Source organism: Mycolicibacterium phocaicum (assembly GCF_010731115.1).
GTDB lineage: Bacteria > Actinomycetota > Actinomycetes > Mycobacteriales > Mycobacteriaceae > Mycobacterium > Mycobacterium phocaicum.
In genome coordinates this window covers 4,571,187-4,583,987 of record NZ_AP022616.1, presented here as the reverse complement: position 1 = coordinate 4,583,987, position 12,801 = coordinate 4,571,187, and the positions used below count along the sequence as shown (strand labels likewise).

The window sequence follows — 12,801 nt, the reverse complement described above, 5'->3', positions numbered from 1 at the left end:
AGGCACAGATTGGGAGGCCAAGGTGAGCACCGAAACCGCGGGGGTTCGCGAGATCGATACCGGCGCGCTGCCGGACCGCTTTGCCCGTGGATGGCACTGCGTGGGTCCTGTGAAGAACTTCCTGGACGGCAAGCCGCACTCGTTCGAGGCGTTCGGCACCAAATTGGTGGTGTTCGCAGACTCGCAGGGCGACCTGAAGATTCTGGACGGCTACTGCCGCCACATGGGCGGGGATCTGTCGCAGGGCACCATCAAGGGTGACGCGGTCGCATGCCCGTTCCACGACTGGCGCTGGGGCGGCGACGGCAAGTGCCAGCTGGTGCCCTACGCCAAGCGCACGCCGCGGCTGGCCCGCACCCGCGCCTGGCACACCGACGTCCGGGGCGGCCTCCTCTTCGTCTGGCACGACCACGAGGGCAACGCCCCCACCGACGACGTGCGGATCCCGGAAATCCCCGAGGCCGCCAGCGACGAGTGGACCGACTGGCAGTGGAACTCGATGCTGATCGAGGGCAGCAACTGCCGCGAGATCATCGACAACGTCACCGACATGGCGCACTTCTTCTACATCCACTACGGCCTGCCGACGTACTTCAAGAACGTCTTCGAGGGCCACATCGCCAGCCAGTACCTGCACAACGTGGGCCGGCCGGACATCGGTGGCATGGGCACCCAGTACGGCGAGGCGCACCTCGACTCGGAGGCCTCGTACTTCGGGCCGTCGTTCATGATCAACTGGCTGCACAACAACTACAGCGGCTACAAGGCCGAGTCGATCCTGATCAACTGCCACTACCCGGTCAGCCAGGACGCGTTCGTGCTGCAGTGGGGCGTCATCGTCGAAAAGCCCAAGGGCATGGACGAGAAGACCACCCAGAAGCTCGCCAACGCCATGACCGACGGTGTCAGCAAGGGCTTCCTGCAGGACGTCGAAATCTGGAAGCACAAGACCCGCATCGACAACCCGCTGCTGGTCGAGGAAGACGGCGCGGTGTACCAGATGCGCCGTTGGTACCAGCAGTTCTACGTCGACGTCGCCGACATCACCCCGGACATGACCGACCGCTTCGAGCTAGAGATCGACACCACGGTCGCCAACGAGAAGTGGCAGGGCGAGGTGGCCGAAAACCTGCGCTTGCAGGCCGAGGCCAAGGAATCCGCAGAGCAGTCCAGCTGATGACCCAGCACGACGAACGGGCCCAGGCTCGGAGCCCATTTGTCGGCGCCGCCGACGAAGCCGAGAGCCTGGCCCGTTCGATGCTGCAGCTGATGGGGCACGGCGACGATGACGACCACGCGCATCCCGCCTCCAACTCGCCGGCCAACGGATCCTGGTCCAAGGCCCCGGATTTCGCCGGTGACCCGGTGCGCCTGGCCGCGGTTCGCGAGGCCACCGCGGCCGACCGGGAGCGGTACCTGACCTCCGGCCTGGTTCCGGTGGACTGCCGGTTCTGCCACTCGACGGTGGCGGTCAAGAAGCTGGGCCCGGAACACACTGCGGTGCAGTGGAATTCGGAGGCGACAGCGCGCTGCGCGTATTTCAGCGAGATCCGCGCCGAAGGCGGCGACCCCAGCCGCAGCCGCTCCTGCCCGAAGATGTCTGACAGCATCAAGCACGCGGTCGCCGAAGGGTGCCTGGAGGAGTTCTCCACCGCCCCCTCCCCCGGCGACGGCTAGGCATATACCCACAGCGAAAGCCCCCTGAATCGTTTGATTCAGGGGGCTTTCGCAGCTGCCGGGCAATTACAGGTTCGCGAAGCGCTCCTTGACCTGTTCCTCGGTCAGCCCGTAGTCGGACAGCGAGTAGGTGTGCTTCGGTGCGCGCGGACCCTGCTGGCTCTGGGCGTGGCTCTCGGTGATGGCCTCGCGTGCGGCGTCGGTGAACTCGATGTCGAACGTGCGGTAGATACCCTCGACGGCGCCGACCGGGTCCTTGATGAACTCGAAGTAGTCGACATCGCAGAACTGTTTGGGATCATGCTTGGCCCGTTCGGTATTGAACAGCTCCAGGCCGCGCGACCACGTTTCCATCGAGTCGTCGCCGATCACCTTGCCGGTGAACGTGTTCGACCAACCCTCCGTGGTGTGCTGCGCGAGCGAACACATCGACGCCATGATGGTCTCGGCCGGCCGGTGGCATTGCACCACCAATGCGTCCGGGTACACCTTGAACAGTGCATCCAGCGCGAACAGGTGGCTGGGATTCTTGAGCACCCAACGCTTCTCGGGCTCGTTGAGTCCGATCAGCTGCAGGTTCTTGCGGTGCCGCTGGTACGACTTGGTCCAGTCCTGCCGCGCCAGCCACTGGGCGTACGACGGCACGTGCGCCAGCGTCTCGTAGGACACCGAGTGCAGCGACTGACGCAGCAACTGCCAGCATTCCTCGACCTCGTCGGCCGTCATGAAGTGCAGGCCCGTGTAGTCCGGGTTCTCCTCGTGAGCCTGCTTGAACCGGGCGTCGAGTGCACTGAAAACCGGGTTTTCCGACCAGGTTTCGCGCGGCGGCCGCGGCTGCGGGAACTCGGCCAGCCACATCTCCAGGCCCTGGTGCCGCGGGTCGGCCGTCAGCAACCGGTGGATCACCGTCGTGCCGGTGCGCGGCAGGCCGGTGACGAAGATGGGCCGCTCGATCGGCACGTCGGCGTGCTGCGGGTACTGCTTGAACGCCGCGTTGGACACCAGGCGGGCCACCAGCGCGTTGCGGGTGAAGAACCGCTGCATCTTGCTGCCGAGCTCGGTCAGGTCGGCCTCGCGCTGGTACGAATCCAGCAGCACGCCAAGAGCTTCCAGGTAGTTGTCGTCGTCGCCACCGAAGTCGTCCAGGCCACAGGCCTTGATGGCCGAGGCGTGCAGGTCCTCGACGGTTCCGACATTTGTCCGCACCGCGCTCATGCCTTGTACTCCCCGCAGTTGACGTCGAGCGACTGGCCGGTGATGCCACTGGACAGGTCGCTGGCCAGGAACAGGATGGCAGAAGCCACCTCGTCCTCGGTCGGCAGCCGCTTGAGGTCGGAGCCGGCGGCCGACGCCGCGTAGATCTGCTCGACGGTGGTGCCGTACTTCTGGGCCTGGTGACTGAAGTAGCCCTCCAGGGTTTCGCCCCAGATGTAGCCCGGCATCACGGAGTTCACCCGGATGCCCTTCTCCCCCAGCTCGGTCGAAAGGGTCTGCGACATGGCCAGCAGCGCCGACTTCGCCATTTTGTAGGCGCCGTACTTGGCCTGCGAATGCCGAACGACCATCGAATTCACGTTCACCACAGAACCTTTGGCGGTCTCGAGTGCCGGGGTGAAGCCCTGGGTCATGCGCAGCGCACCGAACACCGTCAGCTCGATCGCATCGCGCATGTGCTCAAAGGTCGTGTTCGCGAAGGGCTTCATCGACGGCACCCGGAACGCGTTGTTGATCAACACGTCTGCCTTGCCGAACTCCGCCGTGGTGCGGGCCACCACATTGGCGACCTGCTCCTCGTCGGTGATGTCGGCGCCCACCACCAGCGCGCGACGGCCCAGCTCCGTCACCTCCTTGGCGACGACCTCGAGTCGCTCCACCGTGCGGGCGACCAGCACCAGGTCGGCACCGTTCTCCGCGCATCGGCGCGCCAGCGTCGTCCCGAGCCCAGGCCCGACGCCGCTGATCACCACCACCTTGCTCGTCAGCAGTCCGCTCACGGTCAGCCCACCATCCTCTCGCCAATAAGCCTCTGGCGCAGCGCAATCCGTGCGCGCCAATCTTCTTCGGAAATCTTGTTGGTCTCGTAGAACGGCAACTTCGACGCCACCTCATCGAGGCCGACGACCTCGCACGTCGGGCCGTCCTCGGCCGTCAGCTCGCGGGACACCCGCTGCCAGCGGAACTGCAGGTAGCCCTTGGCGTGGCCCAGGGTCTCGCACCAGTTGGTGACGCCAGGGTTGTTCTCGGACACCACGATCCGGATCTTGCCGTCCGGATCCGCCTGTGCCTGAGTGCCGTTCAGCGACGTCTGGTGGTTGATGTAGTCCAGCGAGATGTACCAGAGGCTGCCCAGCTGGAAGCCCAGGTACGGCGCGTCCGACACCGGCAGCGTGATGACCATGGCCTGGTCCGGCGTCATGTCGTAGTGCCCGACGGATGAGTACTGAGTGGCCAGGCCACCGGGGGTCAGCCGCGGCGCGGTCAGGGTGTTGACCGGGAGGTTGTCGTAGAACCACTTGGGGAACTGCAGCCAGGTCTTGACGCGCTGCACCAGCTGCTTGCCGGCGACGGCGTAACGCTTCTCGATCAACTCACGCGTCAGCGGCTCCGGCGCGGTGCCCGCGGTGTCGGTGCGGGAGATCGCGAACGTACCGCGCTGCGCCGACCAGTCGTTGTAGACCTCGCGGATCACCAACTGCGCCGGCGTGGCCGGGGTGAACCGCCATTCGAACGTGCCGTCGGCGGCGATGTCGAGCTTGCGATCGTCGAACGCCGTCTCGCTGTCCGGCACGTTGGCGTCGGTGTACTCGCCGCCGAGCAGTTGGAAGCTGACATCGGTGGTGGTGCCGCGGCGTCCGGTGACGACGTACTCGTGGCCCGGCTGCACGCGGGTGCCGAAGTACATGGTGTCGGGATTGTCTAGGCCCATCTTCTCGAACGGGCCGGTGCCGCTGTGCAGGAACGGGTGGTCCTTGTCGAAGTCGAAGGCAACGTGCGTGCACGACGCGATACAACCGGCGAGGTATTGCAGGCCCTCGAGCAGGTCGGCCTCGGTTTGGATGAACGGCGCCGCGGCGACGAGGCGCTCCGCCTCGGCGACGGCGTCGACGAACGACTGCGTGAACATACGGTCAACACCCTTCCGTTCCAATATTGGAACGCATCGGTAGATATTCCGACTGAAGAGTAGAACGTGTTGCAGTCGTCGTCAATGCCGCGCAGTGCAGTCGTACCGCTCGACCTGCGGCTTCACCTCAGGCCTCTCCCAACATTCGTTACGACAGAACGGTCCATATTTGGACCGATGTCGTACATTCCTTGCCATGACCGACACCGGCCGCGCGTCGCCGCCCACCGCCCGCGTCGTCGCGGTGCTGGATTTCCTGGCCAGTCACCCCCAGGAACAGTTCGGGCTGTCCGAGTTGGCGCGCCGACTCGACCTCAGCAAGCCGACGTGCCTGGGCATCGTCACGACGCTCGCCGACGCCGGCTATCTGGTGCGTGACGCGGCCGAGAAGACCTATCGACTGGGCCCGCGGTTGATCACGCTGGGCCACACCGCGCAGGAGTCCATGCGCATCAGCCCCGCCGCGCGGGCGGAACTGCGCCGGCTGTCGGAGGCCTTCAACGCCACGGCGGCATTGTCGGCGGTCGTCGACGACCGCATCACCCTGCTGGAACTTGTTGCCCCGCATGGCAGTCCGGAACCGGTACAGGTCGGACAGAGCTATCCGTTCGCGCCGCCGGTCGGCCTGATGTTCGTGCTGTGGGATGAGCGCGCGGTGCGCGACTGGCTGGCCAAGGAACCGACGATCCCCCTGCGCACCGACAGTGCGCGGCTGGAACGCGTCATCGCCGAGTGCCGCGAATCGGGCTATCTCGTGGAGCGGCTGACACCGGGCGGCCGGCGGCTGTACGCCATGATGGCCGGTATGTCGAGCAACCTGCCCGACGAATTACGCGTGCTGCTGGGCGAATTGGTCTCGGACATCGGCGAGCGCGTGTACCTGCCCAGCGAATCGAGCGCGGCGGCTGGCGGCCGGGCCAAGCACGACATCAGCGTCATCGCCGCGCCCGTCTTCGACCACCACCAACGCCAGGTGATGGTGCTGTCACTTCAGATCGGACACGCCCTGACCGACGCGGAAATCAGCAAGCGAGCGCGCGGGCTGGTGGCCGCCGCCGCGACCCTGACGGCGCAACTCGGCGGCTCCCAGCCCGGCCGAACGTGAGCTCGAGCGCGAAATCCTCTGTCGGATAAACGCATTCGCTCACGTTCGGCGGGTGAGGACTAGACGCCGTTGAGGACGGCCAGCGCGTCGGTCGGCGCGACCTGCAGGCCGCAGCGGTCCTTGAACGCGGCCAGCGGAGCCTGGATACCGCGCAGCGCGTCGGCCTGGTCCGGGTGCTCCTTGAAGTAGTTGTCGAACTGGCTCATCGCGGTGAACGCCGGCTGACGGGTGGCGTCGAGCAGCGAGCTGTCGGCATCCGGGTGCGCGGCGAAGTAGTCCGACAGTTGCAGCGTGACCGAGCTGATGGTCTTGGCGAGCGTCGCGGTGCTGCAGTCGGCGACGGTCGCGGCCGGGGCGACGGTGGTCGTCGTCGTGGTCGACGGCGCCGTGGCGGACGTGGTGGGCGTCGCCGAGGCGGTCGGCGTCGCGGCGGTGGTCGCGGTGGTGCTCGGTGACGCGGTGGCCGACGTGGTCGGCGCCGTCGGGCTCACGGGGTCGGCCGAGGCACGAGGCACGACAATCGCGGCACAGGCTGCACCCAGCGCGATGAAGCCGAGGGTGGAACGGCCGAACGGAACGGCACGAGTCATGGAATCCTCCTTGGTTCTGGCCGCATCCGTCTTCCCCGGCCTCTGGGTGTGTTTCGCTCGGCCCCGTCGAGCTGTTACACAAGCGACCAAAGTTGCAGGTCAGCCCGGCTCGGGACCGAGAATATTCGCTTTCGTGAATTAGCTCGGCTGTGTTGGTATTGGGGCATGCGCCCTTCGCCCTGGCCCCTGGCGGAACTGGAGGTGATTACTCCGGTTCTGCGGCTCTGCCATGTGACCGACGAACTGGCCGACCAGCTCGCCCGGCTGGCCGCCGAGGGCATCCACGATCCGGCCACCATGCCGTTCGCGGTCCCGTGGACCGATGCGGTCTCCCCCGCACTGGAGCGCAACACCGTCGCGTACTTCCAGCAGACCCGCGCCGAGGTGTCGACGGAGCACTGGGACGTGCCGCTGGCCGTCATCGTCGGAGACGAGGCCGTGGGCGTCTGTGCGGTGACCGCCGACGGTTTCCCCGCCCGACGGACCGTGTCGACGGGCTCGTGGCTCGGCCGCCGCCATCAGGGTCGCGGTCTCGGCCGGGAGATGCGCACGGCCGCGCTGCAGCTGATCTTCGCCGGGTTCGACGCCGATGTCGCCCGCACCGCCGCATGGCATGACAACGCGGCATCACTCGGCGTCACGCGGTCACTGCCCTACGTACAGACCGGCTCGTCACGGCAATCGCGGCGCGGGGTTTTCGACACCATGCTCGAGTTCACCATGACCCGTGCGCAGTGGGAAACGCTGCGGCGCCGCGACATCGCGTTGATCGGCGTCGACGCCGTGATCGACCAATTGGCGCTGCGGCGTGCGTAGCCCACTCAGCTGACCGATGCCATCGCGAACGGCAGCACTGCCGGCGCCCCGGCGGTGCGCAGTACCTGCGTCGCCATGGTGATGGTCCAGCCGGTGTCGACCAGGTCGTCGACCAGCAGCACCGGACCGGTCACGTCCAGCGTGGGTGCCTCCCACGAATCCACCAGCGCCGCAACCCGATACGCCGAGTTGGCCGCCGTCACGGGTCGCCGCTGCGGCCGGTAGTACAGCGTGCCCAGGTTCTGCAGCCGGCCCAGCTCCGCCAGTCGGGTGACGAGCGATCCGATCAGCAGAGGATGCCGCTCGGAATCCAGACCCATCACGGCCACCGGACGCTCTTTCCAGTTCCACGCCTTGAGGACCGCGACGGCCGCCTGCACGACGGCGTCGGGAACCTCACCGTCGGGCCCGTCGAGCAACTGGCGCAGCCGGGCGCCCCACCCCAGGTCCGTGAGGCGCCCGATGACGCGGCCCGGTTCAGCACCACCGGAGATGCGTCCGGACAACCCGATTCCCAACGAACCCAGCCCCGTCGGCCATTGTTTGCGCGGGGCGATCTCGACACCCGGCCGCATCAGTTGATCACGCACCGCCGATGCCGCCTCCACATCGACGTCGGCGGTGTAGCGCGCACCCGCACAGTTGTCACACCGGCCGCAGCCCTGGCCGTCGAGCTCGGGATCGTCGAGCTGGCTGCGCAGGAACACCATTCGGCACTCGGTCGTCGATTGGTAGTCCAGCATGGCCTGCTGCTCACGCTGCCGCGCGGCATCCAGATTGCGGTACCGCTCCTCGTCGTACGACCACGGCTGGCCGGTGCTGATCCAACCGCCCTTGACGCGGCGCACCGCGCCGTCGACGTCCAGCACCTTGAGCACCATCTCGAGCCGCGACCGGCCCAGGTCCACCAGCGGTTCCAGGGCCGCCGTGGACAATGCCCGGTCGGGTTCGAGTTCGCCGATCACCTTGCGCACCAGGGCTTCCGACGGGAACGCGACCGACGCGAAGTACCGCCAGATGTCGGCGTCCTCCTTGCCCGGCAGCAGGATCACCTCGGCACTCGAGGTGGCGCGGCCGGCACGGCCGACCTGCTGGTAGTACGCGATGGGCGACGACGGAGCGCCCAGGTGCACGACGAAGCCCAGGTCCGGTTTGTCGAACCCCATGCCCAGCGCCGAGGTGGCAATGAGCGCCTTGACCCGGTTACCCAGCAGATCGGCTTCCAGCTGTTCACGCTCGGCGGTCTCGGTGGAACCGGTGTAGGACGCCACGGTGTGCCCCTGCTCGCGCAGGAGCGCGGCGATGTCATGTGCCTGCGACACCGTCAGGGTGTAGACGATGCCCGAGCCGGGCAGCGAATCCAGATGCGCCGCAAGCCATGCCGCCCGTTGCGCCGGCCCCCCGGCGTGCACCACCGACAGGCGCAGCGACTCGCGGTCCAGCCCACCGCGCAGCACCAGGGTGTCCCCACCGCCGACGCCCAGCTGCGCGGCGACGTCCTGCACCACGCGGTCATTGGCGGTCGCGGTGGTGGCGAGCACCGGGATACCCGCACCCAACTCGCCGATCAGGGTGCGGATGCGCCGGTAATCCGGGCGGAAGTCGTGCCCCCAGTCGGACACACAGTGCGCCTCGTCGACCACGACCAGCCCGGCATCGGCGGCCAATGCGGGCAGGACGGCATCACGAAAGTCGGGATTGTTCAAGCGCTCCGGACTCACGAGCAGCACGTCGAGATCGCCGGAGGCGACGCGCTGATGCACCTCGTCCCATTCGGTGACATTGCTGGAGTTGATGGTCGCGGCCCGGACGCCCGCGCGTTCGGCGGCCGCCACCTGGTTGCGCATCAGGGCCAGCAGCGGCGAGACGATGACGGTCGGGCCGCGGCCGGCGGCCCGCAGCAGCTTGGCGGCGATGAAGTACACCGCGGACTTGCCCCACCCGGTGCGCTGCACGACGAGCGCCCGGCGGCCCTGGACGACCAGGGCCTCGATGGCCACCCACTGGTCGTCACGCAGCACCGCGCCCGGGCCGGCGAGCTGTTCCAGCAGGGCCTGCGCGTCAGTACGCGTAGGTGTTGCGGGGCTTGGGTATTGGGTCGGCACTGGTCACTTCCATGGTCGGGACGAAATTCGTGGACGGATTGGACGTCCCGGGTATCACCTTGCCCTGCACCTTCAGCCAGGTGTCGTTCGGGTGCACACCGAGTGCGCCGGTCAGGTGAACGCGGGCCAGTTGCGCGTCGGCGGCACAACACACGATCACGACCCGGGCCAGATCGTCGCCCATGGTGAAACCGGTGACGGTGATGGTCCGTCCCTCAAGGCTTTTCGTGGAATCGGCAGCGGCCCGCAGCACGACTTCCGGCAGCGGCACGACGCCGTCGGCCGGCAGCGGCGGGAACGCCCGCTTGGGCGGCGCCACCGCCGCGGTGACGGTCTCCGCGCCGACCGCGCTCATCGGCGGCACGCTGACGAACGCGGTGAGCGCCACCGGGACGAGCAGCAGCCACGCCAGCAGTCCCCGGTGGTGATGCCCGGCCGGCGGCCCCTGGCGCAGATCCCGCACCAGGCACACCACGGCGAGCGCCACCAGCAGGACCGCCGCCACCAGCAGCCACGGGAACAACGCCGGCTTCACGAAATTCAGGTACGTGCCCTTGACCGCGATCAGGCCCGTGCTCAGCCCGATCAACAGCACCAGGATGTTCTGCGTTTCCCGGCTCACGACGCGCCCTCGAGCACCAGCAGCCCGACGACCGTCGCACATGCCGTCGCCACCACCAGCGTCACCGGTGCGAATCGCACGGCGAACGGCCGGCCGAATACGCCGGCCTGCATCGCGAACAACTTGACGTCCACCGCCGGACCGACCACCAGGAACACCAGACGCGGCACCAGCGGGACCATGGTCAGGCTCGCCGCGACGAACGCGTCGGCCTCCGAACACAGCGCCAGTACGACGGCCAGCAGCGCCATGGTCACCACACCGACCACCAGGTTGCCCGCGACGTGCTCGAACACCCACGGCGGCACGGCCGCGCGCAGCACCGCGGCCGCTGCGGCGCCGACCACCAGATACGCCGCGGACTGCAGGAAGTCGTGGCGGGCCGCCTCGGTGAACACGGTGAACCGGGAGGCGCCCTCGTCGTGATGCGCGGGGAGCGTGCGGGTGACCCATTCGGTGCGGCCCCAGCGCTGCCACAGCAGCCCCATCACCACGGCCGTCGCCAGCGACGCCACGCAGCGCGCCACCACCATCTGCGGCTGGCCGGGGAAGGCGACCGCCGTCGCCACCAACACCACCGGGTTGATCGCCGGTGCGGACAACATGAAGGTCAGGGCGGCCCCGGCCGTCTCCCCGCTGAACAACCTGCGTGCCACGGGCACCGAGCCGCATTCGCATCCGGGCAGCGCGGCACCACCGACACCCGCGACCGCCACCGCGAGCGCCGGCCGGCGCGGCAATCGGCGGGCCAGTCGCTCCGGCGTGAGGTACGCGGCCACCAGGCCGCTCACGATGACGCCCAGCACCAGGAACGGCAGGGCCTGCACGAAGACACCGCAGAACACCGTGGCCGCGGCGGCCAGGCGAGCATGGTCGGTCAGGACACCGCTGACCCAGGAACCCGACAGTGCCAGTGCGGTGAGGGCGATGAGCAACAGTTCCATCGACCCGGCCCGCCGCCGGCGAACCGGCGCCAGTGTGGATTCGTCCCCGGCCATGCGCCCATCTTGCCGGGCAAGTCTGACAAGTCGCTCGCTACGTCGCTTGTGGCCGGGTGGGCACGACCGGGATCCGGCCCGCGCTCGCGCCGCCGTCGACCGCGAGGTCCGCACCCGTCATGTACGACGACGCGTCCGACGCCAGGAACGCCACCACCTCGGCGACCTCCCCGGGCGCGCCGACGCGCGTGAGCGGCGCACCCGGGTGCCCGCCGAGCCCGCGTTCGATCGGCAGGTGCGCCACCATCGGGGTGTCGATCATGCCGGGGTAGACGGTATTGACGCGAATCCCCATGGGGCCCAACTCGATTGCGGCGACCTTGGAGAAGCCCCGCAGGCCCCACTTCGACGCGCCGTAGGCGCTGTAGCCGGCCAGGCCCTGCAGACCGGCCTGCGAGGACACATTGATGATCGAGCCGCCGCCGACCGCTCGCATGGGCTCGACGACAGCCTTGGTACCCAGGAAAGGCCCGATCAGGTTGACCCGCAGTTGCCGTTCCCACGACTCGGCGGTGTGGTCCAGCAGCGGTTCGACGGTGCAGATCGCGGCGTTGTTGACCAGCGCGTCGATCCGGCCGAACTCGCTCAGCGCAAGCTCGACTGTTGTGCGCCAATCAGTTTCGCTGCCGACGTCATGCCGTTGGAACCGGGCGGCGGTGCCGATCGACGCGGCGACCGCCTCCCCTTCGTCGACCAGGACGTCGGTGAGCACGACCTGCGCGCCGCGCTCGGCGAACAGCCGCGCCTCGGCCTCACCCTGACCGCGCGCCGCGCCGGTGATGATCGCGACCTTGCCGATCAGGTCCATAACTAGTCGCTGTCCTGGTCGATGCCGGTCAGCATGAGCTCGGAAACCCGGCGCGGGGTCTCGGTGAGGTAGGCCATCGCCGCGATCCGCTTGGGCAGGATGACGTGCTTCTTCTCCTTCTCGACGGCATCAGCGATGGCCTCGGCGACCATGTCGGCGTCCAGCGGCTCCTGCGGGATCATCCGGAATTTCAGGGACCGCTCGATGGTGCGGCGGGCCGGCCCGAACGACCGGATGTGGTCGATCATGTCGGTCTTGACCTCGCCGATCTGCACCAGCGTGGTGCCCACCGGCTTGTTGCGCAGCTCGGAACGGATGCCTGCGGTGAAGTGGCTGAGGCCGGCCTTGGACGCGCCGTACAGAGTCACGCCCGGGCCGGTGGAGATGGCGCCCATCGAGGACACGTTGACGATGTGCCCGCGGCCGCGCGCGATCATCCCCGGCATCACCTGACGACACAGCTCCATCGGAGCAATCAGGTTGACCTGCAACAGGTCTCGCACGTCCGCCGCCGACGCCTCGTAGAAGCGGCCGACCCGGTCCACACCGGCGTTGTTGATGATGACGTCGACGGGGCCGTCGGCTTCGACGCGGCCGATCAGCTCCTCGACCGCCGCCGGATCCATCAGGTCCGCGGGATATGCCTTGCCGCCCAGCTCTTTCGCCAGCTCTTCGAGCTGCTCGGCGTTACGGGCGACGAGTGCGACGTCGGCGCCGCGGCGGGCCATCGCCTGCGCGATGTTGCGGCCCAGGCCACGGCTGGCACCGGTGACCAGAACCCGGCTGTTCCTCAGTTGCATATCCCTGCTCCATTCACGATCGTGCTGTCCCGGCGGAGCCCTCGAGCTCCGCATCGCGACGCCGAGTCACCTCGTGGTGAGCACGCTAAACGCGGGACGCGCCGAAATTCAGAGGTAGTTCCCGATCACCGAGACAACATGTCCGCTGGCTCACAT

13 protein-coding genes are annotated in these 12,801 nt (G+C 67.9%); 4 read left to right on the top strand and 9 right to left on the bottom strand.

Going from position 1 to position 12,801, the window contains the following annotated elements:
• The first annotated feature begins 22 nt into the window (after window positions 1-22).
• A complete protein-coding gene (locus tag G6N46_RS21910) occupies window positions 23-1,177 on the top strand; it encodes a 3-ketosteroid-9-alpha-monooxygenase, oxygenase component (RefSeq protein ID WP_138250796.1) in 1,155 nt (384 codons plus the stop codon).
• Window positions 1,177-1,677 (top strand): hypothetical protein, encoded by a 501-nt coding sequence (locus G6N46_RS21905; protein WP_138250797.1) that lies wholly within the window; start codon window positions 1,177-1,179, stop codon window positions 1,675-1,677. The genes G6N46_RS21910 and G6N46_RS21905 overlap by 1 nt, the downstream gene beginning before the upstream one ends.
• A gap of 66 nt (window positions 1,678-1,743) precedes the next feature.
• On the opposite strand, the gene G6N46_RS21900 is transcribed toward G6N46_RS21905, so the two are convergent.
• Genes G6N46_RS21900 through G6N46_RS21890 form a run of 3 tightly spaced genes read right to left on the bottom strand, consistent with a single transcriptional unit; the run spans window position 1,744 to window position 4,801 of the window.
• A complete protein-coding gene (locus tag G6N46_RS21900; protein WP_138250798.1) occupies window positions 1,744-2,892 on the bottom strand; it encodes a sulfotransferase family protein in 1,149 nt (382 codons plus the stop codon).
• Complete coding sequence (locus G6N46_RS21895; RefSeq protein ID WP_138250799.1) at window positions 2,889-3,671, bottom strand: SDR family oxidoreductase; 783 nt, start codon at window positions 3,669-3,671, stop codon at window positions 2,889-2,891. Before G6N46_RS21895 ends, G6N46_RS21900 begins: the two co-directional genes overlap by 4 nt.
• A 2-nt stretch (window positions 3,672-3,673) precedes the next feature.
• Window positions 3,674-4,801 carry a hypothetical protein gene (locus G6N46_RS21890; RefSeq protein WP_138250800.1) on the bottom strand — a complete coding sequence of 376 codons (1,128 nt, stop codon included), beginning with the start codon at window positions 4,799-4,801 and terminating at the stop codon, window positions 3,674-3,676.
• 196 nt (window positions 4,802-4,997) lie between these two features.
• Between G6N46_RS21890 and G6N46_RS21885 the strand changes: the two genes are divergently transcribed.
• Entirely contained in the window at window positions 4,998-5,906 is a 909-nt protein-coding gene (locus G6N46_RS21885) for an IclR family transcriptional regulator (protein WP_138250801.1), read from the top strand.
• Between the two features lie 59 nt (window positions 5,907-5,965).
• Here G6N46_RS21885 and G6N46_RS21880 read toward each other — a convergent pair whose 3' ends face one another.
• A complete protein-coding gene (locus tag G6N46_RS21880; protein ID WP_234880791.1) occupies window positions 5,966-6,496 on the bottom strand; it encodes a hemophore-related protein in 531 nt (176 codons plus the stop codon).
• Between the two features lie 165 nt (window positions 6,497-6,661).
• Between G6N46_RS21880 and G6N46_RS21875 the strand changes: the two genes are divergently transcribed.
• Window positions 6,662-7,312, top strand: a complete 651-nt coding sequence (locus G6N46_RS21875; RefSeq protein ID WP_138250802.1) for a GNAT family N-acetyltransferase — start codon at window positions 6,662-6,664, stop codon at window positions 7,310-7,312.
• A 5-nt stretch (window positions 7,313-7,317) separates the two neighbouring features.
• On the opposite strand, the gene G6N46_RS21870 is transcribed toward G6N46_RS21875, so the two are convergent.
• From G6N46_RS21870 to G6N46_RS21850, 5 genes are read right to left on the bottom strand one after another with little or no spacing between them, the layout of a single operon-like run.
• A complete protein-coding gene (locus G6N46_RS21870) occupies window positions 7,318-9,417 on the bottom strand; it encodes a RecQ family ATP-dependent DNA helicase (protein WP_138250803.1) in 2,100 nt (699 codons plus the stop codon).
• A complete protein-coding gene (locus G6N46_RS21865; protein WP_138250804.1) occupies window positions 9,374-10,039 on the bottom strand; it encodes a TIGR03943 family putative permease subunit in 666 nt (221 codons plus the stop codon). The genes G6N46_RS21870 and G6N46_RS21865 overlap by 44 nt, the downstream gene beginning before the upstream one ends.
• The gene (locus G6N46_RS21860; RefSeq protein WP_138250805.1) at window positions 10,036-11,037 is read right to left on the bottom strand and encodes a permease; all 1,002 of its coding nucleotides are present in this window, start codon (window positions 11,035-11,037) and stop codon (window positions 10,036-10,038) included. The genes G6N46_RS21865 and G6N46_RS21860 overlap by 4 nt, the downstream gene beginning before the upstream one ends.
• Window positions 11,038-11,074: 37 nt before the next feature.
• Window positions 11,075-11,845, bottom strand: coding sequence for a glucose 1-dehydrogenase (locus tag G6N46_RS21855; RefSeq protein WP_138250806.1), 771 nt, complete (start codon window positions 11,843-11,845; stop codon window positions 11,075-11,077).
• A 2-nt stretch (window positions 11,846-11,847) separates the two neighbouring features.
• Window positions 11,848-12,645: an SDR family NAD(P)-dependent oxidoreductase gene (locus G6N46_RS21850; protein ID WP_138250807.1), complete on the bottom strand. Its 798-nt coding sequence runs from the start codon at window positions 12,643-12,645 to the stop codon at window positions 11,848-11,850.
• Window positions 12,646-12,801 lie beyond the last annotated feature (156 nt).